Below are 23090 nucleotides of genomic sequence, written 5' to 3'. Positions count from 1 at the left end.
CATGGCCACGCAGGTTCTGCCCGACGTCGACACCCGGCCCGAGGGTACGGAGACCTCGGGTGACGACACGCCGAAGCTGTTCCACTACGTGAAGAAGGCGAAGATCGCCGAAAGCGCGGTGCTCGGCAGCCACGTGGTCGCGTTGTGCGGCGCGACGTTCCCCGTCACGCGGTCGCCCAAGCCCGGTTCGCCCGTCTGCCCGGAGTGCAAGGAGATCTACGACACCTTCCGGAAGGACGACGGCGACGGCGGCGGGGACTGAGCGGCCGGGCAGTTGACCGACGAACCCAGCGGGGTACCCGGCGGCATGTCGTCCTCCGACCGGGTTCCCCTGCGCAGTGCCGTCCGCGCCTGGGTGTACGACCGCGTGATCGCCGGGATGACGGCGACGTGGTACCGGGAGGTGCTCACGCGGCTCCCGCACGGCGCGCGGCTGCTCGACGTGGGCATCGGAACCGGGGCCGCGCTCGCGCGGTGCGCCGACCTGGTGCGGGCGAAGGACCTCACCGTCGTCGGCCTCGACATCGACCGCGACTACCTCGCGCGGTGCCGGGCGGCGCTCGAGCGGGCCGGCCTCACCGGGCGCGTCACCCCGGTGCTCGGCTCGGTCTACGACCACCGCGGCGGGCCCTACGACGCGGTGTACTTCAGCGCCAGCCTGATGCTGCTGCCCGACCCGGCCGCCGCCATCGCGCACGTGGCCTCCCTGCTCGCCCCGGGCGGGCGGCTGTTCGCCACGCAGACGTTCCACCACCGGCGCAACGCGTTGCTGGAGTGGGCGAAGCCGCTCGCCCAGCACGTCACCACGATCCACTTCGGGCGCGTGACCTACGAGCACGAGTTCCGCAAGGCGTTCGCCGACGCGGGTGTCGAGATCGAAGAGCTCACCACGATGCGCGGCACCAGCCACTCGTCCTACCGGCTGGCCGTCGCCCGGGTGCCGGAGGCCGCCTGACGGGCCGCTAGCGGTCCAGCACGTACGCCCCCGGCGCGGGGGCGAGCGCGTGCATCCCGCGCCCGCCGAGCTCGGGCGGGGCGTCGCGCAGCGGGCCGCTGCGCGCGGTGAGCCAGGTCAGGTGGTCGGCCCACCACGACCCCGGCTCCTCCTCCGTGCCGGCGTGCCAGCGCTCCGGCTCGCCGGGCACCGCTGCCGCCGCCCGGTAGCCCGCCCCGACGCCGTCCGGCGGGCTGACCAGCGACGCCGCGTGCCCGCCCGTCGCGAGCACGAACCGGCACGCGCCGCCGAACAGGCCCGCCGCCGCGTACGTGGCGCGCCACGGCGTGACCGGGTCGCCGGCGCCCGCGACCACGTAGCAGTCGCGGTCGACCTTCGCGAGGTCGAGCGGGGTGCCGAGCAGGCTCGCCGCGCCCGGGACCGACAGCGGGGTCCGCAGGGCGACGTCGACGAGGTCGCGGTGCAGCCCCGCGGGCGCTCGGGTGGTGTCGGTGAGCCAGAACAACACCTCCGACGACGGCGGTTCGTCGCCGCACAGGTAGGTGCGCACGGCCTGCGGCCACAGCAGGGCGTCGGGAGCCCGGCGGGCCAGCTCGGCGAGCAGCGGGCGGCCGTCGAGGTGGCCGGTGCGCTGCGACTCGGCCACGGCCACCCGGGCCGCCAGCGGTTCCGGCGGCCGGCCGACGGCGTCGAGCGCGGCGCCGGCGAGCGTCACCGCCGCGACGCGGTGCTGGGCGCCGGTCGCGGCGAGGTGGGCGAGCAGCATCGCGGTGATCGTGCCGCCCGCGCCGAAGGCCATCAGGGACACCTGCTCCGTGCGGGCCACGTGCTGGGCGGCGTCCATCGCCTCGAGCACGGCGCGGCCGTAGGTGTCGAGGTCCCAGTCGGCGTGCGCGCGCTGCGGGTTGCGCCACGACAGGGCGAACACCTGGACGCCCGCCCGCACGTGGTGCTCGACGAAGCTGCGCCCCGGCGCGAGGTCGGCGAGGTAGAAGCGGTTCAGCACCGGCGGCACGACGAGCAGCGGCACGTCGTGCACGAGCTCGGTCCGCGGCAGGTACTGGATGAGCTCGAAGACGGGCGTGCGCAGCACGACCGCACCCGCCGTGGCTCCGACGTCCGACCCCACCTCGAGCGGGCCCGCGGCGGGCACGGGGGCGCGCGGCGGGGCGCTCACGTCGGCCACGAGCCTGCGGGCCCCGCGCACCGCGCTCGCCCCGCCGCTGCCCGCCGCCGCCCGCCACACGGCCGGGTTCAGCGGCGACGCGGCCGGGGACAGCGCCCCGGACAACAGGGAGACGGCGGCGCGCAGCCGGGCCTCGTCGTCCGCGCCCAGCCCGGCGTCGGACACGAGCGCCTCGGCCGAGGCGCTCGCCGCGAGGTGGGCCTGGGCGAGGCGGCGCAGGAGCGGGTTGCGCGTCCACGCCGGGTCGGCGTAGCGCTCGTCGTCGGCGCCCGGCAGCACCCGGGAGCGCCCCGCACCGATGCGGGCCAGCTCGGCGGCGAGGCCCGCGCCGCGCCGGACCAGGGCGCCGGGTCGGGCCGCGAGCGCGGCCGCCATCCGTACCGCCGGGCCCGCCGGCAGCACGCCCAGCGGTCCCGACGGCCACTGGCCGATCAGCGCGTCCAGGCCCGTGGCGGCGGCCTCGGCGGCGGCCGTCGCGGGCTGGTGCTGGTCGGTCATCGCGGGCTCCTCGGTGGCCGGCGGCGGTGGCGGGCATCGTCCCAGCTCCCGCCGCGGGGCGGGCCGGCGCCCACCCGGAGGGCCGGACGGCGGCGTCCGCGGTCAGGATGCACCATCGGCGGGTCCCACCGGTTCCGCGCCCCGCGGCGGTTAACCTGATCCGCGCCCCGCAGCCGCTCCCCGCGACCTCAACGGTGTCGACGCGGGGTCCTGCGCACCGGGCCGTTCGGTGAGCAGTCGAGACGTCAGGGAGATGTGTGTCCGCACCGACCCCTCAGTCCCAGCAGATCGCTCCCTCCGCCCGGCCGTTGCGCGCGTGGCAGCGCAGCGCGCTCGCCCGCTACCTCGCGGCCTCCCCGAAGGACTTCCTCGCCGTCGCGACCCCCGGCGCCGGTAAGACGACGTTCGCGCTGCGGGTGGCCTCCGAGCTGCTGGCCGACCGGGTGATCGAGGCGATCACCGTGGTGACGCCCACCGAGCACCTCAAGCACCAGTGGGCCGCCGCGGCGGCGGGCGTCGGCATCCCGATCGACCCCGACTTCCGCAACTCCACCGGGGCCACCTCGGCCGACTACCGGGGTATCGCGGTCACCTACGCCGGCGTCGCGTCCCACCCGTTGCTGCACCGCGCCCGCACCGAGAACCGGCGCACGCTGGTGATCCTCGACGAGATCCACCACGCGGGCGACGCGCGTTCGTGGGGCGACGGCGTGCGGGAGGCGTTCGAGGGCGCCACCCGCAGGCTCTGCCTCACCGGGACGCCGTTCCGCAGCGACGACAACCCGATCCCGTTCGTCGAGTACGTCCCCGACGCCGACGGCACGCTGCGCAGCCGCGCCGACCACTCCTACGGCTACGCCGAGGCCCTCGCCGACGGCGTCGTGCGCCCGGTCGTGTTCCTCGCCTACTCCGGCACGTCGAGCTGGCGCACGAGCGCGGGGGAGGAGATGACCGCCCGGCTCGGCGAGCCCATGACCGCCGAGCAGACCGCGCGGGCCTGGCGCACCGCGCTCGACCCGGCGGGCGAGTGGATCCCCGCGGTGCTGTCGGCGGCCGACCGCAGGCTCACCGCCCACCGGACCGGCGGGATGCCCGACGCGGGCGGGCTCGTCATCGCCTCCGACCAGACCACCGCGCGCGCCTACGCCGACATCCTCGCCGGCATCACCGGCACGCCCCCGGTCGTCGTGCTCTCCGACGAGGCCGGGGCCTCCGAGCGCATCGCCCGGTTCGCCGAGTCCGACGACCGCTGGATGGTGGCGGTCCGGATGGTGTCCGAGGGCGTCGACGTGCCGCGGCTCGCGGTCGGCGTGTACGCCACGAGCGCGTCCACGCCGCTGTTCTTCGCGCAGGCGATCGGCCGGTTCGTGCGGTCGCGGCGGGCGGGCGAGACCGCCTCGGTGTTCCTGCCGAGCGTGCCGGTGCTGCTGGGCCTGGCGAGCGAGCTGGAGGCCCAGCGCGACCACGTGCTCGGCAAGCCGCACCGCGGCGAGGAGGGCTGGGACGACGACCTGCTGGCCCGCGCCCAGCGCCGGGAGGACGAGCCGGGGGAGGACGAGAAGTCGTTCACCGCGCTCGGCGCGCAGGCCGAGCTGGACCAGCTCATCTACGAGGGCACGTCGTTCTCCGCCGACGAGGAGGACTACATCGGCCTGCCGGGCCTGCTCGACCCCGAGCAGGTGCGCACGCTGCTCAACCAGCGGCAGAAGGAGTGGATGACCCGGGCGCAGAAGAAGGCGCCCGCGGTGCAGCCGCCCCCACCGGCCGAGCGGCCCCAGCTGACCGTCCGCGAGCAGCTGGCGAAGCTGCGCAAGGAGCTCAACACGCTCGTGGCGCTGTACCACCACCGCACCGGCAAGCCGCACGGCGTGATCCACAGCGAGCTGCGCAAGACCTGCGGGGGCCCGCCCACGGCGATGGCGACCATCGAGCAGCTCGAGGAGCGCATCGCGACCCTCCGCTCCTGGCGTTGACACCCCGAGCGCGACTCGCCCGCACCCAGCCCGCGACTCGCCGACGTGAGAAGTCCCACACTCCGCGAGTCGCGCCCTCGATGTGGGCGAGTCGCGCCCTCGATGTGGGCGAGTCGCGCTCTCGGTGTGGGCGAGTCGCGCCGAGAGTGCGTGCGAGTCGCGCTCCGAGCGCGGGCGAGACACGAAAAAGGACGGGGCGAGGACCGCAGTGGTCCCCGCCCCGTCGTGGACGTCGTCTCTGATCAGCCGGCCGGAGCCGGCCTGGTCAACTGCCCGACTGCACGTCGATGTCCAGCTCGCGGAGCTTGTCGGCGTGCGCCCGCGCGTGGTGACCGCAGAACAGCAACTCGCCGCCCTTCGGCAACACGGCCCGGACCTTCGCGGCCGCTCCGCACCGGTCACAGCGGTCAGCGGCGGTCAACGCGGGCCTGGTCAGGGTTCCTGGCTGCATAGCGGTCTCCCTCCGTCTCGACCCCGGGCGGTGGACCCGGGATCGCTTGCTGTGACGACCGCTCGCGCGGTGCGCCCACTCTCCCAGACGTTCAGCACCCCTGCACGTGTTCCCGTGGCGCGTCGCGACGGACGTCACGCTCGTCCGAGTGGCCGAGCCCGTTGTCGCGCTGGTAGCGCTTCGGTGACTCCTGCAGATCCAGTTGACTACGAGTGAATGATGCGGTCCCTCACGGGATGCCGCAACACTGCCCGTGTAAACACTTCTGTTGCGCTGACTACTCTGAGCACACGTGCGCAGCACCGTGGCCACCCGGGTTCCGGCGCCCCTCCTGTTCGTCGTCGGGGCCCTGTCGATGTACGTCGGCGCTGCGCTCGCCGTGGGTCTGTTCGAGCGGCTGCTGCCCTCCGCGGTGGCGGTGCTGCGCCTGCTCGGGGCCGCGCTCGTGCTGCTGGCCTGGCGTCGCCCGGCGCGGGCGGCGTGGCGCGGGCCCCGGTTCTGGCGGGCCACCGCGTTCGGGCTCGCCACCGCGCTGATGAACATCGCGTTCTACGAGGCGATCGCCCGGCTGCCGCTCGGCACGGCGGTGGCGATCGAGTTCTGCGGCCCGGTGGTGGTCGCGGCGGTGGCCACCCGTCGCCCCCGGGACGTCGCCGCGCTGCTGTCGGCCGCGGTCGGGGTGCTGCTCATCGCGGATGTGCGCTGGTCAGGCAGCCCTTCGGGGGTCTTGTGGGCGCTCGGCGCGGCCACGATGTGGGCCGCGTACATCGTGCTCGGCAAGCGCGTGGCGGCCGCCGGCAACGGCGTGGACGACATGACGGTCGGGTTCGCGGCGGCCACCGTGGTGCTCTCGCCGCTGCTGCTGCTCGGCGGGACGGGGGCGCTGTCGGCGCTGGCGGACCCGGTCGTGCTCCTGCTCGCGGTGGGGGTCGGCGTGCTGTCGAGCGTGATCCCGTACGTGCTCGACCAGGTCGTGCTGCGCCGGCTGGGGCAGGCCCGGTTCGCCGTCCTGCTCGCGCTGCTGCCCGCCACCGCGACCGTGGTCGGGCTGTTCGGGCTGGCGCAGATCCCGACGCTCGCGGAGGCGCTCGGCATCGCGGCCGTCGTTGCGGCCGTGGCGCTGCGATCCCGCGACGGGGACACCCCGGAGGCGGTGGGCCGAACGGGAGCATGATGACGCTCGGTAGCCGCCGGAGGCCTCACGATCTGTCATGCGGTTCCGCCTGATCGAGTGACCGCGCGACGGTCCGGGTGAACTTCGAACGCGATCACCCGTTGCCGTGCGATTGCACCGGGCATGTGCACGGCGAGGCGCCCAGAAGCGCGGTGGTCGCAACAAATACCCGCCGACGAGACCGAAATGTGACCGTCGAGGCCGGCCTGTAACGATCCAGTGTGCTTGGCGCCACCCGGATCGGAGGCATACGTTGTCGGTCACAACATTCCCCGCAGCTGTGGAAGGACCACCATGCGCATCAGGAGAACCGCGCTCGCGGCCGCAGGGCTGGGATTCGCCCTCGTGCTCGCCGCCTGTGGCCAGAACGTTGCCGCCCCGTCCGCGCCAGCCGAGAGCGAGGCGCCCTCCGGCGGCGTCAAGGTCGGGGTGATCCTCCCGGAGACCGAGAGCTCCGCGCGGTGGGAAGGCTTCGACAAGCCCCTGCTGGAGGAGGCGATGCGTGCCGAGGGGCTCGACGCCGACATCCAGAACGCCCTCGGCGACGAGCAGAAGTTCTCCACGCTGGCCGACAGCATGATCGCCAGCGGCGTCAAGGTGCTCGTGATCGCCTCGATCAGCAGCGAGTCCGGCTCGGCGGTCGCGGCGAAGGCCAAGGCCCAGGGGATCCCGACCATCGACTACGACCGGCTCAACCTGGGCGGGTCCAGCGACTACTACGTCTCGTTCGACAACGAGAAGGTCGGCGAGCTGCAGGGTCAGGGCCTGGTGCAGGCGCTGGAGGAGAAGGGCGTCGCCAACCCGCAGATCATCGAGATCGAGGGCGCGCCGACCGACAACAACGCCACGTTGTTCTACAACGGCCAGCAGCGGGTGCTCGGGCCGAAGTACCAGTCCGGCGAGTACACGCTCGTGCAGAGCCAGAAGATCGAGGACTGGGACAACCAGATCGGCGGCACCACGTTCGAGCAGATCCTGACCGGCAACGGCGGCCGGGTCGACGGGGTCGTCGCGGCCAACGACGGGCTCGCCGGCGCGATCATCACCGTGCTCGCGAAGTACGGCCTCAACGGCCAGGTCCCGGTCACCGGCCAGGACGCCACCCCGGACGGGCTGCAGGCGATCCTGCGCGGCGACCAGTACATGACCGTCTACAAGCCGATCAAGCAGGAGGCCGAGGCGGCCGCGAAGCTCGCCGCGGCCCTCGCGAACGGTGACACGGCCGCCGCCGACGCGCTCGCCACCGACTCGGTGGAGGACCCGCAGGGCAACCGGCAGGTCAAGTCGGTGCTGCTCGAGCCGCAGCTGATCACGCGGGACAACGTCAAGACCGTGGTCGACGACGGCCAGGTGAAGGCCGAGGAGATCTGCGTCGCGGAGACCGCCGCGGCGTGTCAGGAGCTGGGAATCAGCGCCAGCTGACCCGTCGACCCCGCGTGTGCGGAGGGCGTCGCCACGAGCGGCGCCCTCCGCGCACGGGCATCGGAGGAGATCATGAGCGAACCCATCCTGCAGCTGCGCGGGGTGAACAAGAGCTTCGGCGCCGTGCAGGTGCTGCACGAGGTCGACTTCGACGTGCGGGCCGGCGAGGTCACCGCGCTCGTCGGCGACAACGGTGCGGGCAAGTCGACGCTGGTCAAGTGCGTGGCGGGCATCCACCCGATCGACAGCGGCGAGATCCGCTTCGCCGGTGAGCCGGTGACGATCCACGGACCCACCGACGCCTCGCGGCTCGGCATCGAGGTCGTCTACCAGGACCTCGCGCTGTGCGACAACCTCGACATCGTCCAGAACATGTTCCTCGGCCGGGAGCGCGGCAAGCCGTGGCTGCTCGACGAGGCCGACATGGAGCAGGCGGCCCGGCGCACCCTCGCGTCGCTGTCGGTGCGCACCGTCACGTCGGTCCGGATGCCGGTCGCGGCGCTGTCGGGTGGGCAGCGCCAGACGGTGGCCATCGCGAAGGCCGTGCTGTGGGACTCGAAGGTCGTCCTGCTGGACGAGCCGACGGCCGCGCTGGGCGTCGCCCAGACCCGGCAGGTGCTCGACCTGGTCCGGAGGCTGGCCGAGCAGGGCCTGGGCGTCGTGCTCATCAGCCACAACATGGCGGACGTCTTCGAGGTCGCCGACCGGATCGCCACCCTCTACCTGGGCCGGATGGTCGCGCAGGTGCAGACCAAGGACGTGACCCACGGCCAGGTCGTCGAGTTGATCACCGCGGGCCGGTCGGGTGACCTCGGCCTGCAGCGTCCCGAGAGCGTGGCCATCTGATGCCTCCTGAGAACATCGACACCGCGAAGTCGCGCCCCGAGGAGACGGGCGCGGACAAGACGCGCACGGAGGAGACCCGGGTGGAGCGGACGGCCGGTGCCGCCGGGGCGGCGGAGCGCGCCGCGCCCGCGTCGGCGCGCGCGGCCGACTTCGGCATCGACACCACCGCGCGCACCACCGGCGAGGCCATCCAGGCCTACGTGCGCAACCTGCGCAACGGCGAGCTGGGTGCGCTGCCCGCGCTGCTCGGGCTCGCGGCGCTGTTCGTGCTGTTCACCGTGCTCGACTCGGGCGGCACGTTCCTCAGCCTGCTGAACCTCGCGAACCTGCTCCAGCAGGGCGCCGGCCAGACGATCATCGCGATGGGCCTGGTGTTCGTGCTGCTGACCGGCGAGATCGACCTCGCGGCCGGCACGGCCTCGGGCCTCGCCGCCGCGGTGATGGCGCTGCACCTGGTGAGCGGCGGCAACCTGCTCGGCGGGATGGGCACCACGGTCTTCGTGCTGTTCTGCCTGGCGATCGTGCTCGCGATCGTGCTCGCGCTGATGCTGCGCATCTGGTTCGGCGCGGCGCTCTCGGCGCTGGCGCTCGTGCTGATGCTGGTCGGGTTCCCGCCCAACCCGTGGCTCGAGATGCTGCTCGCGGTGTGCGTCGGCATCACGATCGGCTGCCTCACCGGATTCGCGGTCGCGAAGCTCGGCATGCCCTCGTTCGTCGTCACGCTCGCGCTGTTCATCGCGTGGCAGGGCGTGACCCTCCAGCTGATCGGCGACGGCGGCACGCTCGGCCTGCGCGACCCGGTGATCATGGCGGTGGCCAACGGGAACCTCTCGACGTTCGCCAGCTGGCTGCTGTTCGTGGTCGCCGCGGGCGGTTACGCCGCGGTGCTGCTCAACCGGCAGCGGTCGCGGCGCAAGCTCGGGCTGGTGGCGCAGCCGACGGGCCTGGTGCTGCTGAAGGTCGGCGCCGTGGTGTTGCTCGGCGCGGTGGCGACGTTCCTGCTCACGCTCGACCGCTCGCCGGGCGCCACGCCGATCGCGGGCGTGCCCTACGTGGTGCCGATCGTGCTGGCGCTGCTGGTCGCGGGCACCTACCTGCTCGACCGCACCCGCTTCGGCCGCCACGTCTACGCCGTCGGCGGCAACCGGGAGGCGGCGCGCCGGGCCGGCATCGACGTCACGCGCGTGCGGGCCACGGTGTTCGTCATCGGCTCGGCGTGCGCGGCGCTCGGCGCGATCGTCTACTCGTCGAAGGTCGGGTCGGTCTCCCCGGCGTCCGGCGGCGGCAACACCCTGCTGTTCGCCGTCGGCGCGGCGGTCATCGGTGGCACGTCGCTCTTCGGCGGCCGCGGGCGGGTCAGCAACGCCGTGATCGGCGGCGCGGTGCTCGCGACGGTGAACAACGGCCTCGGCCTGCTCGGCCAGCCCGCGTCGGTGGTGTTCCTCGTCAACGGGCTGGTCCTGCTGCTCGCGGCGGGGGTCGACGTCCTGTCCCGGCGGCGATCGGCGGTCGCCGGCAGGTGAGTCGCACGTGGGGCGGTGACGGCGGTGGCGGGGCACCGTCCGGCACAGCGGGAGCCCGGCCGGACGAAGCCCGCCGGCACAACCGCGCCGCCCTGTTGCGCCGGCTGCACGTCGCAGGTCCCTGCACCCGGGCCACGCTGGCCGCGGAGCTGGGGCTCAACCGCAGCACGATCAAGGCGGTGGTCGACGGCCTGGCCGAGGCCGGGGTCGTCACCGAGGCCGTGCCCGCGCAGCGCAACGGGGCGGGCCGCCCGTCCCTCATGGTGCTGCCCGAGCCCGAGGCGGCCGTCGTGCTCGCGATCGACGTGCGCGTCGAGCAGGTCGCGATGGCCATGGTCGGCCTCGGCGGGCAGGTGCTCGGCCGGCACAGCTGGAACCTGCACCACCGCACCCGCACGCCGGGCGAGGTGATCACGCACATCGCGGAGTCGGCGCAGCTGCTCGCCGACGAGCTCGCGGTGACGGCACGCGCCGCGGCGGTGTCGGTGCCGGGCGTGGTGCGCCGCGACGACGGGTTCGTCCACGAGGCGCCCAACCTCGGCTGGCGCGACGTCGCGCTCGGCACCCGGCTGGGGGCGGTGCTGCGGATCCCGGTGCAGGTCGCCAACGACGCCGAGCTCGGCGCGCTCGCCGAGCACGTCCGGGGCCAGGCCCACGACGTCGACGACCTCGTCTACATCTCCGCCGACCGCGGCGTCGGCGGCGGGGTGATCGCGGCCGGCCGCCCGCTGCGGGGCACCCGGGGCTACGTCGGCGAGATCGGCCACATCGTGGTCCGCCCCGGTGGTCGCGAGTGCTACTGCGGCAACCGCGGCTGCTGGGAGACCGAGGTGGGGGAGGCGGCCGTGTGCCGGGCGCTCGGGCTGCCGGAGGACACCGCCCGCGGTGTGATCGTCGCCGAGCTGCGCTCCCTGGAGAAGGACCCCGGCCTCGGTCCCCTCGCCGAGTTCGCCGAGTGGCTCGCGACCGGCCTCGTCACGGTGGTCAACGTGACCGCCCCGGACCTCGTGGTGCTCGGGGACCTGTTCACGGCGCTGCCGCCCGCGGTCGTCGACCACGTCCGGGCCCGGGTGCACGAGCGCAGCCTGGTCAGCCGGGCGGTCGGCGGCACCCGCATCGAGACCAGCCCGCTCGGCCGCGACGCCAAGCTGGTCGGGGCCGCGGAGCTGGCGTTCGAGCCGGTGCTGGGCGCGATGTAGGCCCGACCGTGGGTGCCGCCGGTCACACCCCGTCGGGGAGGGACGTCGGGCGGTCGAGCAGCGGCACGAGGTCGGTCTCCTCGTGGTCCAGGTGCGCTTCCACCACGCGGGTCAGGCGCCCGACCTCGTCGCGCAGCCCGCGCCGCGCCCGGGTCCTCGGCGGCCGCGAACCGGGAGAGGGCCTCCCGGAGGGCGTCCAGCCCGCGGGCCACCTGGCGGTGCTCGCCGCCGAGCCGGTGCAGCACCAACTCTCGGGCGCTCGCGGGCGAGGTCGGGAAGAGCGTGGAGTCCTCGACGCCGTGGTGCTCGTGCAGCCGGGTGCAGAACGCCAGGCAGTGCGCCTCCAGGTCTCCCGTGCCGGAAGCGCCGTCTGCTCCCCGGCGAGCACGCGCTCGACGTCCCGGCGGATGGCGGCGAGGTCGGCGCGGTACCGGTCGTGCAGCCGGACGAGCGCGGCGGCGCAGGCCCGGGCCGCGCCCCTCGTGCGAGGAGTGGCGTGCCGCCGGGGCGGCCGCGCTCGCCCGGTTCCGTCCGGTCCAGGTAGCGCGCGGCCCGGGCGGCCGTTACTTCACGGCTCCGGCGGTGAGGCCCGCGATCAGCTGCCGCTGCAACACGATGAACAGCAGGATCACCGGGAGCGAGACGATCACGCCTCCGGCGGCCAGCAGCCCCCAGTTCACGGTGAACTCCGTGATGAAGAACTGCAGTGCGACGGGCAAGGTGCGCACCGCCTCGTCCTGCGCGAGCATCGCCGCGAACGTGTACTCGTTCCAGGACACGATGAAGATGTAGAGGGCTGTCGCCGAGATCCCGGGAACGGCGGTCGGCAGCAGCACGCGCACGAAGGCGCCGAACCGGCTGCAGCCGTCCACCCGGGCGGCTTCCTCCATCTCGACCGGCAGGGCCGCGAAGTAGCCGGTCATCATCCAGACCGCGAACGGGATCGTGAACGAGCTGTACGCGACGATCAACGACGCGTAGGTGTTCAGCAGCCCCGTCACCCGCATGATGTCGTAGATCGGGATGAGGATCAGCACCGTCGGGAACATCGGGATGACGAGGAACAGGGTCATGAAGAAGCGCCGGCCCCGGAACCGGAACCGGGCGAACGCGTAGCTCGACGACATCGAGATGATCAGTCCGAGCGCGGTGCTTCCAAGCGCGACGACGAAGCTGTTGGCGAAGTAGCCGAAGAAGTTCATCCGCTCGAAGAGCATCACGAAGTTCTCGAGCGTCACCGTCGACGGCAGGTACTCCAGCGGGCGCACGAAGATACGCGACTCCGGCACGAGCGACGTCTTCAGCAGCCACAGGAACGGACCGAGGGACAACAGGATGACCGGGAGCGCCAGCAGCCAGATCACCACGATGCTGCGGCGCCTCCGTGCGGCGGCTGGGGAAGCTGTTGCCATGGTCAGTCGTCCTTCCGCATCTGCCGGACGTAGAGGTGCACGACGGCCAGCAGGATCAGCGCGAGCAGCACGCTGACCGCCGACGCGTAACCGAAGTCGAGTCCGCGCACGGCCTCGAAGAACGTGACCACCGGCAGAGTGGTCGTCGCGAAGTTCGGCCCACCCGCCGTCATGATCCAGATGATCTCGATCGAGTTGGCGAGCCAGATGATCCGCAGGAGCGTCGTCGTGCGGATCGTGTCGATGATGCTGGGCCAGGTGATGTAGCGGAACCGCTGGAGGGCGGAGGCACCGTCCAGGTGTGCAGCCTCGTACATCTCCGCGGGCACCGCCTGCAGGGCAGCCAGCAGCATCAGCGCGAAGAACGGCATGCCGTGCCAGGTCATCGCGATCACGACCACGGCCATGGCGGTGCTCGGGTCGTTCAGCCACGGGATGCCGGTGTCGATGATGCCGACGCGGATCAACAGGTCGTTGATGACGCCGAGGTTGCCGTCGAGGAGCCAGCGCCACAGCAGGGCCACCACAGCGCTGGGTACAACCCACGGCAGCAGGACGGAGGCGCGCAGCACGAGCCGACCGGGGAAGGCCCGGTTCATCAGCACCGCGATCGCCATGCCGATCACGAATTGGATCGGCAGCACCGCGCCGACCCAGATCGCGGTCGCCCGCAGCGCGCGCCAGAACATCTCGTCGGTCAGCGCCCGGATGTAGTTGTCCAGGCCGGAGAAGTAGGCGTTGTCCGGCTCACGCAGGTTGTAGTGGTGCAGGCTGTAGCCGATCGACTGCACGATCGGGAAGGCCACCACCAGCGCGACGATGCCGCAGGCCGGGAGCAGCAGCAGGTACGGGAGCAACAGGTCACGAGGTCGGCGGCGGGCCCGCCGCACCGGCGCGGCCGGGGGGCCGGTGCGACGGGACGCGACGCCGGCGGTTGCGCCAGCGCTCACGGTCTACCGCACGTCCTCGGCGAGCCGGCCGGCGAACTCCGCGCTGGTCATCTCGCCGGCCAGGGCGGGCTGGGTGAGCTGCGGCCACGTCTGCTCGGCCAGCCGTGCGTAGCCGGGGCGCTCGGTGAACGGGATGAGGTACGCGTCGGGGAGGCTGTCGATCGACACCTTCGCGAACGGGTTCTCCTGGAAGTACGGGTCGGCGCCGACCGACTGCCGCACCGGCAGCCCGCCGTCCTCCGTGCAGAAGATCCGCATCGCCTCGGGGGAGGCCAGGTAGGACACCCACTCCCACGCGGCCTCGGGATCCTGTCCGCCTGCGTAGACCGCGTTCATGCTGGGCCCGAACTCAGTCCAACGTCGCCCGGACGGCCCGACGGGCATCGGGACCGCCCGGATGTTCTCCGCACCGAGCGCCGCGACGAGGGTTTCCGACGATTTGATGTGGTGGATGGCGGTGCCGGTGACGCCTGCCTTCATGTTGTTCATCAGCTGCTCGAAGCCGTCGCCGGACGCGGTGGGCGGCACGACCTGGTGCGTGCGCGCGAGGTCCAGGAACCAGTCGGTACCCGCGATGTGCTCGGGCTGGTGGAAGACCGGCGCACCGTCGGGTCCCTGTACCGCTTCCAGCCCGCCGAGGGTCGCGAGCCAGATGAAGTAGTGGATGTGCCCGTGGGTGGCGCCGCGCAGCCCGTAACCGTACCGGCCCGCAGCCGGGTCGGTGACGGCGCGGCAGGCCGACACGAAGTCGTCGGTGGTCCGCGGTTCGGGCAGCCCGGCGTCCCGGAACCAGTCGGGCCGGTAGTACAGGTAGCTGACCAGCCCGTACCACGGCATCGTGTGCAGTGGGGCGCTCTCGTCTCCGAGGCGGGAACCCAGGACGGCGGTGGGAACGAAGTCGTCCTTGTCCGGCATCGCGTCGAAGTACTGGTCGAGCGGGTGCAGCGCGCCCATCGCGGCGATGTCCGCAACGTTGTTCACGTGGATCGCCGAGGCGTCCGGCGGGTCGCCCGCGTTGATCGCGGCCAGCAGCCGCTCGTACACGGCGCTCGCCGGCATCAGCTCCACGTCGACCTCGATCGACGGGTGGTTCTCGTTGAACCGGTCTGCCAGGTCGCTCAGCACGCGGGACGTCGGGTCGTCGACCCACGCCCAGTAGCGCAGGCGCAGCTTCTGCGATCCGCCGGAGGAACCGCCACCCCCCGTGCCCGGTCCCGGGATGCAGGCGCTCAGGGCGGTTCCCGCTGCCGCGAGTCCCGCTCCGCGGAGCAGGGTGCGCCGGCTGATGCTCGTCTTCTGGGCACTCATCGTCACGCCCCCTTGGCCGTCGTGGCCGGTGAGGCCGGCTCGACGTGGTCGGACCACGAGTGCTTGCGGCGCCGTCCCTGCGTGGACACCATTGCGCCGAACGGGAGTTCGGCCAGCTCGTACCGCCCCGCGTCCGCGCGCAGCTCCACCCCGTGGCCAGGCCGGTCGCTCAGGGTGATCCAGCCGTCGGCCACCACCTGGTGGTTGTCGACGATCGCGTCCCACCCCGGCCAGACCAGCTCCACGCCCAGGTGCTGCGGCATGACCGCTCCGATGTGCGCCATGAAGTCGCCGGGGCAGTTCATGGTCGCCACCGGCAGTTCGTACGCCGCCGCGAGCTCCGCCACCTGCAATGCCCCGGTGATGCCGCTCGTGTACTGGCCCACCTGCACGATGTCGACGGCCTCGCCGTGGATGAGGGGGAGGAAGTCCCATGTGCCGTTCAGGTTCTCACCGGTGGCGACGGCGGTGCTGATCTGGCGCGACACCGTGCGCAGACCGCGCACGTCCCACCGGCGCGTCGGCTCCTCGCACCACTCCAGGTCGAAGGTCTTCTCGACTTCGCGGACGTACCGCACGGCCTCCTTCGGCGACCAGTACTCGTTGGCGTCGATGGCCAGGCGTGCGGTGCGCCCGCCCGTGCTCAGGGCCTGGCGCATCAGCTCGAGCCGCCGCAGGTCGGAATCGAGGTCGCGGCCCACCTTCAGCTTGCCGAGGGTGATCCCGTGGTCGGCCATCCGCCGGTAGAACGCGGTGATCTCCTCGTCCGGAAGCGGCATGTCGATTCCGCTCGCGTACGCCAGGACCTGGCCGGACGAGGCGCCGAGGGTCTTCCACAGCGGCTCGCCGTTGGCCTTGGCCTTGAGGTCCCACAGCGCGACGTCGAGGTGACAGATGGCTTCCTTGACGATCCCCTCGACACCGCCCTTGAAAGCGCGATCGACCATCCGCTGCCAGAGCCCCCGGACGCCTGCGGGGTCCTCGCCTTTGAGCATCTCCGCGAACTCGATGACGGTCTGGCGGGCCGCCGGGTTCCCGACGCTGAGACCGGTGAGCCCTTCATCGGTCTCCAGCTGCACCGCCAGGGCCGTGGTCCGACTGCGTCCGACGGGATCGTTGGCGTCGCCGATCGGGCGTTGGTAGGGAACTTCGAAAACCCTGGTTGTCACACCGGTGACGGCAACCACGTCTTCTCCTCGGGTCGTGCCGCGGCGCGCCGGTCGTCCCGGGGCGCCGGGGGGCATGGATGGATGGGACCGCGCTGCGCGGGGCCGGGAACGGCGCGGGGAGCGGCGGTCAGGCAGCAGCGGACGGCGTTTGCCCGGGCGAGGTCGGGTCGCATCGGTCTCCTTTGATCCGCTGCAGTTAGATACCAACTAACGCTGCGCGACAGTAGATCCCCGAGGAGCGCGGGTCAATGGTTGCTATCAAATATGCCCTGCGGGAGGATGGCGGCCGCACGAGGAACGGTGAGGTGGACGTGACCGATGAGCGGGCCTACCGCCCGGGCTACCAGATCGCGGCGGAGCGGATACTGGCGCACATCCGCTCGGCCGGCTTGAACCCGGGCGACCGGTTGCCGACCGAGAAGCAGCTCGCCGCCGACCTCGGGGTGAGCCACACGGTGGCCCGCGAGGCCGTCAAACTGCTGTGTGCGCGCGGTCACCTCACCGTCCGCAAACGCGCGGGGATCTTCGTGGGGCAGCCGGAGGACCGGCTACCACCGGAGGTCTGGGGCAGTCTGCTGGTCGAGAACCTCGAGCACGTGGAGATGCTGTTCGAGTGCCGCCGGACGGTCGAGGGGCAGACAGCGGCGCTGGCAGCTCAGCGCGCCACCCCGCTGCAGGTCCGGGCCCTCCGGGAGCTCGCGGAACGCACGCTCAGCGCCGCCCACGACGATGACCCGGCCGCGTTCGCCGAGTCGGACGAGCGGTTCCACCAGGCGCTCGCGGAGGCCGCGCACAACACGTTCCTGGCATCCATCGTGGAGACGGTCACGACGCTCAAACGACGGGTGCTGACGGTCGGGCTCGGCGACGAGCCCGGTGCAGGGATGCGTCGAGGCGCGTCCGAGCACCAGGCCGTCGCCAACGCCGTCGCCGATGGCGACCCGGCGGCTGCGGAGTCGGCGATGCGCCTCCACATCGACAATGCGCTGGCCGGCTACCGCGCGGAGGTGCAGCGCAACCTCTTCGCCGCCACACCCTCCCCACCCGCGGCACGGTGAGGTGATCAGCGGCCGGGGCGCCCTCGATGCCACGAGCGCCGTGCTCATCCTGCTCGCGGTCGGCGCGCTGACGGGTGGCCGAGGCAAGAACATGGGGTTCGGGGCGCCGCACACACCGGGACCGGCGCTGCTCGCCGCCTTCCGCGCGGTGACCGCGTTCGCCAACGGCTTCGCGCAGGTCGAGTTCGCCAGCGCGGTGGCGGGCGGGGAGCGGGGCGGGCTGGTCGACCAGGTGCTCGCCCTGCCGCCCGGGCGGTACCCGCGCCTGGTCGGCGCCGCGACCACCACCAGCAACCCCGTGGCCGAGTTCCGCGCCGGCCTCGACATCGTGATCACCGGCCTCGACCGGACCGCGGAGCCGTAGCGATGGCCTCGTCCCTCCCGCGGGTCGGGCCCTGGGTGGCCGGGACCGCCGCCGGCGTGTTCGTGATGGTCGGCGCCGGTGTCACCGCCTCGCGGTACTCGCCGCCCGGGTTCGACCCGGACGACGGGCCCGCGCACCCGGCGGTGCCGCCCGCGGTGTGGTGGGGGCTCGAGGCGGTCGGGCTCGCGCTCGTGCTCGCCGGGCTCCTCCGCACCGGGTGGCTGCTGCGCCGGGCGCCGGCCCCGCGGGTCCCGCACCCCGCGCCCGCGTGGGCCGAGGTGGCGGCGGGCGCGCTCGCCGGCGCGGTCGTCGGCCCGATCGCGGGGTTGTTCGCGCTGGTCGGGGTGCTCCTGTCCGAGCAGGCGGTCCCGGCGGCGGTGACGGTGTTCTGGCTGGCGCACGCCGCCGCGGTGACCGGGCTGCAGTGGCGGACGGTCCCGCAGCCGACGGCGGCCCGGGGGTGGTGCACCGGCCTGGTCGTCGGCGCGGTCGCGGTCGTCGCGGTGGTGGGGTGGGTCGTCGCGCTGCGCGGGCCGGTCGAGGCCGTGCCGGTCGTCGACGGGGCCGCCGTCGCGTTGGCCCTGCTGGTCCGGCGCGCCGCCGCAGGCGGCGTGCGGCCGTGGCGCGCCGCGACGGGCGTGCTCGGCGTCCTCGGCGCGGCGGCGGTGGTGGTGGTCGGGGCGTCGACCGCGGCCGACCGGGTGGACCGCGCCGCGCCGTCCTCCGAGCCGCGCCCCTCGCCGCGGGCCGCAGCGCCCGCCCCGGCGGCCCCGGGGCCGTCGTCCCCGCCCGCCCCGGCCGGCACCCCGGTCGACCCCCGGGTGGCCTGCGCGCCCGCGGAGCTCGCGTGGAGCACCACGGGGTGGGACGCAGCGATGGGGACCCGCGCGGTGACGGTCGTCGCCACCAGCCGGGCGGACCACCCCTGCTACCTCGACGGGACCCCGGGGGTCGCGATCGCCCAGGGCGGTCGGGAGCTGCGGCTCACCACCGAACCCACCGCCGGGCCGGGCCCGGCGGGCCGGGTCGGGCTGGCACCCGGGGGCAGCGCGTCCTTCCCGCTGATCTGGGCCGGCCACGGCGCGGCCGCGGACGCGGACACCCCGCAGGAGCTGCGCGTCGTCGTCGACGACGGCGACCCGAGCACCGTGCCGCTGGGCGCCGGGCCCGCCCCGTTCGACCTGGTGGACGGGGCCACGATCGAGGTGGGGCCGTGGCGGGCCTTCCCGTGAGCCGGGGCCGTCAGCCCCGGTCGGCCACCACGTCGGACTCCTCGTTGCCCCGCACGTCGTTGGCGTCCTCCGGCGCCACCGGCGCCCCGGTGGACATGATCCCGGACCGGTTGCCGGTGATCGTGTTGCCGGTGAGGTCGACCGCCCCGCTGGTGTCGACGTAGACGCCGTAGCGGGCGTTGCCGGCGATGACGTTGTCGCGCACCGCCGTGCCGGCCGACTCGCTGACCACGCGCACGCCGTCCTGCCGGTTGTCGCGCACCTGGTTGCCCTCGACGACGTTGCCCTCGGCGAGCTGGGTGACGCCGACGCCGGTCTCGCCGTTGCCGTACACCTCGTTGCCGCGCAGCACGTTGCCCGCGGACTCGTTGACGTTGATGCCCTGCGAGGCGTTGGCGAACGTCGCGTTGCCCGCCACGACGTTGTGGTCCGAGCCCAGGTACAGCACGATCCCGTGGTGGGCGTTGCGGTAGACGACGTTGTCGCGGATCACGCTGTCGACGCAGTCCTCGGCGAGGATGATCCCGTGCTTGCCGTTGTCGTGCACGACGTTGCGCTCGATGGCGAGGTTCGACGACCCGGTGTGCGGGTCGATCCCGTACAGGACGTTGTCGCGGAACTCGTTGTCGAGCACCTCGAGCCCGCTCACCTGGTAGGTGTAGAGGCCGTAGTAGAGGTGCGACACGAGGCTGTCGGTGATCGCCCCGCCGGTGCCCGCGGTGCGCCAGGACAGACCGTAGGACTCGACGTCGCCGTGGCCGAGGAAGTGCAGCTGCGTCACGTCGTGGGACCCCGCGCAGGGCACCGTCGACACCGCCCACGACGACGGCCGCAGCTTCCTGCTCGCCCGCGACGGCGCCCGGATGACGATCAGCCACGCCGAGCTGGCGAGCAGGACCACCCCGGCCGCGGCCGCGACGATCAGCCGGACGATGCGCGACCTCACGACGCCTCCGCCGGGAGCGGTGGGCGGCGGCGCCGGGCGGTGCCGCCGATGCGCCGTTGTCGCCGGGTGTGCAGCTCCTCCAGCACGACCGCGAGGACGATCAGCGGGATGCCGATGGCGCCGAGGAGGTTGAGCGGGGGCAGGCTGAGGTCGTTGGTGCCCCGCTGCTCGATCGCGCCGCGCACGGACTCCAGCGCGTGCACGTTCGAGTCGACCAGGGTGAACGGGCTGCCCTCCGCGGCGTTGACGCCCAGCTCCGTGGTGTCCACCGTGACCCGGGACGCGTAGACCGGCTCGGGGGAGCGGGAGCGGATGCCCTCCCGGGCGGCGACGATCGTCGTGTTCGTGATCGTTGCGCCCGCCGCGAGGTCCAAGCCGGTGCCGCCGCCGGTGATCGCGGCGCCGGTGATCCGCGCGTCCGGGGTGAAGCTGCGCACGGCGTCCGACTCGACGTCGTTGACGGTCAGGTCGCTGACGACGACGCCGGACGTGCCGCCCGCGGTGACCAGCCCGTCGCGCCCGCCGTCGACGGTGAGCCCGGCCAGGCGGACGTCGTGCGCGCCGCGCTCGATCCGCACAGCGGACCGCGACTCGGACACGTGCACGGCGTTCAGCGCGACGTCGGCGCCGCCCACGGCCACGCCCGCGACGCGGGCGCCGTCGAACGTGGAGTTGCGCGCCTCCAGCCCGCGGGTGCTCTTCTCGACCACCAGCCCCCGGCCGCCCCCGATGGTCCGCACCCCGTCGAGCACGACGCCGGTGCTGTGGACGTGGGTGAACACGCCCATCCGCTGGTCGGTGGCGGTGTAGTTCGTGACCGTGACGTCCGTGGAGCGGGAGATGCGCAGCCCGCCCGCGTCGTCGGCGGTGGTGTCGACGTCGCTCACCCGGGTGCCGGTCTCGCCGACCACGGCGACGCCGAACGCGCCGTTGGCGTTGGTGCTGATCGAGGTGACCGGACGGTCAGCGGTCTCGCCGGAGGCGAGGACCCCGTTGCCGCCGTTGCCGGTGGCGCGGATCCCGCTCATCTCGGTGCCCCGGTCGCCGGCGAGCACGAGGCCGTCCTCGGTGTTGTCGGAGACGGTGAGCTGCTCGAGGCGCACGCCCTCGGCGTGGGAGAGGCTCACCCCGGTGCTGCCCCGCGTCACGGTGGTGCGCACCAGGGAGCCGGTGCTGCCGCGGCGGAACTCCACGGCGGCCGCGCCGTCCTCCTCGGCGCCCGGGGTGCCCTCCGACACCGTGCCGAGGTCGGTGATCGTGACGTCGGTGGCGTCCAGCCGGCCCCCGCCCGAGACGACGATGCTCGGGCGGCCCTTCGCGGTGGCAGGCAGCGGCTGTCCGGTCTCGCGCTCGAGCGAGGTGACCGTGACCCCGGTGAGCTCGATCCGTCCGCCGCCGGTGTGGATCGACGCGGCGTCCGACGGCTCGGCGCCGCCGACGAGCTGGAGGGTGCGCGGGCTGCCGTTCCCGCCCAGGCGCAGCGAGGTGCCCCGGGTGAGCACGAGCGTGGTGTCCAGGGTGGCGGTGTCGCCGTCGAGGGTGAGCCAGTTCGCGGGCAGGGCCCGGTCGAGGGTCGCGAGGGTCAGAGGGCCGCCCGCGCGCCCGACCTGGCGGGTGACCCGGCCCTCGGTGGCGACGTCGATGCGGTGGTCGCGGACGACGGCCATCCGGTGCGGCCGCCCGCGGGACTCCCACGCCCGGCGCACCGACGCCGCCGTGTCCGGCATGACGAGCTGGGTGGGCGCCGCCACCGGCTGGGTGGCCGCCGGGGCCGCGGTCGGATCGGCCGCGGCGACGCCCGCCGTCAGCCCGAGCCCGACGGCGGCGGTCAGGCCGGTGGCGAGCACCCGCCCGACCCAGCGCCCGCTGGTGGTGTCGCCGCTCATGCCGCGGCCTTCCGCAGGGGGATGACGTTGTCGTGCTCGTCGCCGAGGGCCTCGGTCGGTTGCGCCGTGCGCACGACCTCGCCGTTCTCCACCGCGACCTGGCGGGTGAGCCAGGCCTGCTTGCGGATGGTGAGCAGGGCGGTGATCTTGATGATCGCCATGACCCACGAGACGGCGACGTAGCCGAGCACGAAGAAGAACGACGAGGGCCGGCGCCGGATGTGCGGGGCGAGCTTCGCCGCCCGGCTCACCTGCCACCACAACAGCAGCACGCCGGCGAACACCCAGCTCTGGGTGGCCAGGGCGACGCCCATGGCGATCGGCCCGAGCAGCAGCGTGAAGCTCGAGACGCCCTTGTCGATCATCGTGTAGGCGAGGAACGGGTGGCGCCACACCCACGGCCGCGACAGCGCGCGCAGGTCGGACCGCCAGGTGTTGCGCGCCCAGCGCAGCCGCTGGCGGAAGAACGTGCGCCACCGGTCGGGGAAAGTGGACCACACCTCCGCGCTGCGCTGCAGGTAGGTGAGGTGGCCCCGCTCCAGGATCAGCGTGGTGAGCCGCTTGTCGTCGCCGGAGAGCGACCGGACGCCCCAGAACGTCTCGTTCATGAAGTCGTCCTCGATCTCCAGCAGCAGCTCGCGGCGGTACACCGCGGTGCGCCCCGACAGGCACGACACCGCCTTGCCGAGCACGCTCTGGGCGGCGTTCTCGTCGAAGTAGCGGTGGTCGAGGAACATGTCCGTGATCCGGGCCAGGAAGCCGGTGGACCCGTAGACGGACTGGCGGGTGCCCACGCCCCCGATGCGGGGGTCGGCGAACGGCTTGGCCACCTCGACCGCCACGTCGTCGGCCCAGATGGTGTCGGAGTCGACCAGGGCCACCAGCTCGGTGCGGGCCGCGCGCCAGCCCCTGCGGAGGGCGTCGCGCTTGCCCGGCACGTCCGTGATCAGCACGGTGACCGGGTAGCGGGCCGCCACGTCCTGGCTGGACGTGTCGGACGCGTCGATGACGAGGATGACCTCCTCGACGTCGTTGGCGAGCCACGACTCGATCGCCGTCGCCAGGATCTGCGGGTCCTCCTGGTAGACCGGCACCACGATCGACAGCGGCAGCCGGTGATCGTTGATCACGGGCTGGTACACCACCGCGGGGATCCGCCGCACCAGCCAGGTGCCCCAGCGGATCAGGCCGAGCACCCCGAGCGGGGTGCCGAGCAGGTAGTAGTAGATCGGTAGGTTCATGCCGACTCGCGCCGTCCCGTCGCGGCCGTGCTCTGCTCGCGCAGGTCGCCGGCGCCGGCGTGCGCCACCCGGTCGATCTCGTGGTCGACGATCACGGCGATCCGGTCGTTGGTCTCCACCACGGCCGACAGCAGCGGCATGTCGACGCCGATGGCGTCGGCGAAGCCGAGGAAGCCCTGGGTGTCCTTGGGCAGGCAGACGCCGCCGTAGGGGGCGCCGCCGCGGATGCCGTACTCGGGGTTGATCGAGCCCTCCGCGGAGCGCGCGACGGTGGCGGCGATCGGGTCGAGGTCGACG

General features: G+C 73.3%; 20 protein-coding genes and 1 pseudogene. 11 read left to right on the top strand and 10 right to left on the bottom strand.

Translation table 11 applies throughout. The annotated features are described in order from the left end of the window. The first annotated feature begins 1 nt into the window (after nucleotide 1). Together VKZ81_RS21115 and VKZ81_RS21110 are read left to right on the top strand one after the other, a co-directional pair. Nucleotides 2-262, top strand: a complete 261-nt coding sequence (locus VKZ81_RS21115; protein WP_324243357.1) for a DUF3039 domain-containing protein — start codon at nucleotides 2-4, stop codon at nucleotides 260-262. Between the two features lie 45 nt (nucleotides 263-307). Beyond that, nucleotides 308-955, top strand: coding sequence for a class I SAM-dependent methyltransferase (locus VKZ81_RS21110; protein WP_324243356.1), 648 nt, complete (start codon nucleotides 308-310; stop codon nucleotides 953-955). Nucleotides 956-962: 7 nt separating this feature from the next. Here VKZ81_RS21110 and VKZ81_RS21105 read toward each other — a convergent pair whose 3' ends face one another. Continuing rightward, the gene (locus VKZ81_RS21105) at nucleotides 963-2639 is read right to left on the bottom strand and encodes a PHA/PHB synthase family protein (protein WP_324243355.1); all 1677 of its coding nucleotides are present in this window, start codon (nucleotides 2637-2639) and stop codon (nucleotides 963-965) included. Nucleotides 2640-2896: 257 nt separating this feature from the next. Here VKZ81_RS21105 and VKZ81_RS21100 point away from each other — a divergent pair, with 257 nt between their 5' ends. Next, the gene (locus VKZ81_RS21100) at nucleotides 2897-4612 is read left to right on the top strand and encodes a DEAD/DEAH box helicase (RefSeq protein WP_324243354.1); all 1716 of its coding nucleotides are present in this window, start codon (nucleotides 2897-2899) and stop codon (nucleotides 4610-4612) included. Between the two features lie 265 nt (nucleotides 4613-4877). On the opposite strand, the gene VKZ81_RS21095 is transcribed toward VKZ81_RS21100, so the two are convergent. Further along, complete coding sequence (locus tag VKZ81_RS21095) at nucleotides 4878-5063, bottom strand: DUF7455 domain-containing protein (protein WP_324243353.1); 186 nt, start codon at nucleotides 5061-5063, stop codon at nucleotides 4878-4880. 355 nt (nucleotides 5064-5418) lie between these two features. Between VKZ81_RS21095 and VKZ81_RS21090 the strand changes: the two genes are divergently transcribed. The 5 genes from VKZ81_RS21090 (at nucleotide 5419) to VKZ81_RS21070 (ending at nucleotide 11227) form a co-directional block, all read left to right on the top strand. Next, nucleotides 5419-6237 (top strand): EamA family transporter, encoded by an 819-nt coding sequence (locus VKZ81_RS21090; protein ID WP_324243448.1) that lies wholly within the window; start codon nucleotides 5419-5421, stop codon nucleotides 6235-6237. Nucleotides 6238-6531: 294 nt separating this feature from the next. Then, nucleotides 6532-7659 (top strand): sugar ABC transporter substrate-binding protein, encoded by a 1128-nt coding sequence (locus tag VKZ81_RS21085; protein WP_324243352.1) that lies wholly within the window; start codon nucleotides 6532-6534, stop codon nucleotides 7657-7659. A gap of 72 nt (nucleotides 7660-7731) precedes the next feature. Then, a complete protein-coding gene (locus VKZ81_RS21080; RefSeq protein WP_324243351.1) occupies nucleotides 7732-8505 on the top strand; it encodes an ATP-binding cassette domain-containing protein in 774 nt (257 codons plus the stop codon). Beyond that, complete coding sequence (locus tag VKZ81_RS21075; RefSeq protein ID WP_324243350.1) at nucleotides 8505-10028, top strand: sugar ABC transporter permease; 1524 nt, start codon at nucleotides 8505-8507, stop codon at nucleotides 10026-10028. The genes VKZ81_RS21080 and VKZ81_RS21075 overlap by 1 nt, the downstream gene beginning before the upstream one ends. Then, nucleotides 10025-11227 carry an ROK family protein gene (locus VKZ81_RS21070; RefSeq protein WP_324243349.1) on the top strand — a complete coding sequence of 401 codons (1203 nt, stop codon included), beginning with the start codon at nucleotides 10025-10027 and terminating at the stop codon, nucleotides 11225-11227. Before VKZ81_RS21075 ends, VKZ81_RS21070 begins: the two co-directional genes overlap by 4 nt. 563 nt (nucleotides 11228-11790) lie before the next feature. On the opposite strand, the gene VKZ81_RS21065 is transcribed toward VKZ81_RS21070, so the two are convergent. From VKZ81_RS21065 to VKZ81_RS21050, 4 genes are read right to left on the bottom strand one after another with little or no spacing between them, the layout of a single operon-like run. After that, entirely contained in the window at nucleotides 11791-12639 is an 849-nt protein-coding gene (locus VKZ81_RS21065; RefSeq protein ID WP_324243348.1) for a carbohydrate ABC transporter permease, read from the bottom strand. A 2-nt stretch (nucleotides 12640-12641) separates the two neighbouring features. Continuing rightward, the gene (locus tag VKZ81_RS21060) at nucleotides 12642-13589 is read right to left on the bottom strand and encodes a carbohydrate ABC transporter permease (protein WP_324243347.1); all 948 of its coding nucleotides are present in this window, start codon (nucleotides 13587-13589) and stop codon (nucleotides 12642-12644) included. Nucleotides 13590-13592: 3 nt separating this feature from the next. Next, entirely contained in the window at nucleotides 13593-14897 is a 1305-nt protein-coding gene (locus VKZ81_RS21055) for an ABC transporter substrate-binding protein (RefSeq protein ID WP_324243346.1), read from the bottom strand. A gap of 2 nt (nucleotides 14898-14899) precedes the next feature. Then, on the bottom strand, nucleotides 14900-16084 hold the full coding sequence (locus VKZ81_RS21050) for a mandelate racemase/muconate lactonizing enzyme family protein (protein WP_324243345.1): 1185 nt from the start codon (nucleotides 16082-16084) through the stop codon (nucleotides 14900-14902). 293 nt (nucleotides 16085-16377) lie between these two features. Between VKZ81_RS21050 and VKZ81_RS21045 the strand changes: the two genes are divergently transcribed. From VKZ81_RS21045 to VKZ81_RS21035, 3 genes are read left to right on the top strand one after another with little or no spacing between them, the layout of a single operon-like run. Continuing rightward, complete coding sequence (locus VKZ81_RS21045; protein ID WP_324243344.1) at nucleotides 16378-17124, top strand: FadR/GntR family transcriptional regulator; 747 nt, start codon at nucleotides 16378-16380, stop codon at nucleotides 17122-17124. A 1-nt stretch (nucleotide 17125) separates the two neighbouring features. Next, complete coding sequence (locus VKZ81_RS21040; RefSeq protein ID WP_324243343.1) at nucleotides 17126-17488, top strand: hypothetical protein; 363 nt, start codon at nucleotides 17126-17128, stop codon at nucleotides 17486-17488. Nucleotides 17489-17490: 2 nt separating this feature from the next. Beyond that, the gene (locus VKZ81_RS21035) at nucleotides 17491-18720 is read left to right on the top strand and encodes a DUF4232 domain-containing protein (RefSeq protein ID WP_324243342.1); all 1230 of its coding nucleotides are present in this window, start codon (nucleotides 17491-17493) and stop codon (nucleotides 18718-18720) included. Nucleotides 18721-18730: 10 nt separating this feature from the next. Here VKZ81_RS21035 and VKZ81_RS21030 read toward each other — a convergent pair whose 3' ends face one another. The 4 genes and pseudogenes from VKZ81_RS21030 to VKZ81_RS21015 all read right to left on the bottom strand — a co-directional run. Further along, nucleotides 18731-19666: a right-handed parallel beta-helix repeat-containing protein gene (locus tag VKZ81_RS21030; RefSeq protein WP_324243341.1), complete on the bottom strand. Its 936-nt coding sequence runs from the start codon at nucleotides 19664-19666 to the stop codon at nucleotides 18731-18733. Beyond that, complete coding sequence (locus VKZ81_RS21025) at nucleotides 19663-21552, bottom strand: right-handed parallel beta-helix repeat-containing protein (protein WP_324243340.1); 1890 nt, start codon at nucleotides 21550-21552, stop codon at nucleotides 19663-19665. Before VKZ81_RS21025 ends, VKZ81_RS21030 begins: the two co-directional genes overlap by 4 nt. Then, nucleotides 21549-22793 (bottom strand): glycosyltransferase, encoded by a 1245-nt coding sequence (locus VKZ81_RS21020; protein ID WP_324243339.1) that lies wholly within the window; start codon nucleotides 22791-22793, stop codon nucleotides 21549-21551. Before VKZ81_RS21020 ends, VKZ81_RS21025 begins: the two co-directional genes overlap by 4 nt. Next, nucleotides 22790-23090, bottom strand: a pseudogene (locus VKZ81_RS21015) (hypothetical protein); the annotation flags it as partial. The gene VKZ81_RS21020 and the pseudogene VKZ81_RS21015, both read right to left, overlap by 4 nt.

Origin of the sequence: Pseudonocardia sp. (genome assembly GCF_035305885.1) — a bacterium.
Classification (GTDB): Bacteria; Actinomycetota; Actinomycetes; order Mycobacteriales; family Pseudonocardiaceae; genus Pseudonocardia.
The sequence above is the reverse complement of the archived record's forward strand: the minus strand, read 5'-3'. Positions and strand labels throughout refer to the sequence as shown.

What these genes read in the sequence shown, in the direction of transcription:
- VKZ81_RS21115 (WP_324243357.1), top strand. Translation starts at nt 2, where the DNA reads ATGGCCACGCAGGTTCTGCCCGACGTCGACACCCGGCCCGAGGGTACG.
- VKZ81_RS21110 (WP_324243356.1), top strand. Translation starts at nt 308, where the DNA reads ATGTCGTCCTCCGACCGGGTTCCCCTGCGCAGTGCCGTCCGCGCCTGG.
- VKZ81_RS21105 (WP_324243355.1), bottom strand. Translation starts at nt 2,639, where the DNA reads ATGACCGACCAGCACCAGCCCGCGACGGCCGCCGCCGAGGCCGCCGCC.
- VKZ81_RS21095 (WP_324243353.1), bottom strand. Translation starts at nt 5,063, where the DNA reads ATGCAGCCAGGAACCCTGACCAGGCCCGCGTTGACCGCCGCTGACCGC.
- VKZ81_RS21090 (WP_324243448.1), top strand. Translation starts at nt 5,419, where the DNA reads ATGTACGTCGGCGCTGCGCTCGCCGTGGGTCTGTTCGAGCGGCTGCTG.
- VKZ81_RS21085 (WP_324243352.1), top strand. Translation starts at nt 6,532, where the DNA reads ATGCGCATCAGGAGAACCGCGCTCGCGGCCGCAGGGCTGGGATTCGCC.
- VKZ81_RS21080 (WP_324243351.1), top strand. Translation starts at nt 7,732, where the DNA reads ATGAGCGAACCCATCCTGCAGCTGCGCGGGGTGAACAAGAGCTTCGGC.
- VKZ81_RS21075 (WP_324243350.1), top strand. Translation starts at nt 8,505, where the DNA reads ATGCCTCCTGAGAACATCGACACCGCGAAGTCGCGCCCCGAGGAGACG.
- VKZ81_RS21065 (WP_324243348.1), bottom strand. Translation starts at nt 12,639, where the DNA reads ATGGCAACAGCTTCCCCAGCCGCCGCACGGAGGCGCCGCAGCATCGTG.
- VKZ81_RS21055 (WP_324243346.1), bottom strand. Translation starts at nt 14,897, where the DNA reads ATGAGTGCCCAGAAGACGAGCATCAGCCGGCGCACCCTGCTCCGCGGA.
- VKZ81_RS21035 (WP_324243342.1), top strand. Translation starts at nt 17,491, where the DNA reads ATGGCCTCGTCCCTCCCGCGGGTCGGGCCCTGGGTGGCCGGGACCGCC.
- VKZ81_RS21025 (WP_324243340.1), bottom strand. Translation starts at nt 21,552, where the DNA reads ATGAGCGGCGACACCACCAGCGGGCGCTGGGTCGGGCGGGTGCTCGCC.
- VKZ81_RS21020 (WP_324243339.1), bottom strand. Translation starts at nt 22,793, where the DNA reads ATGAACCTACCGATCTACTACTACCTGCTCGGCACCCCGCTCGGGGTG.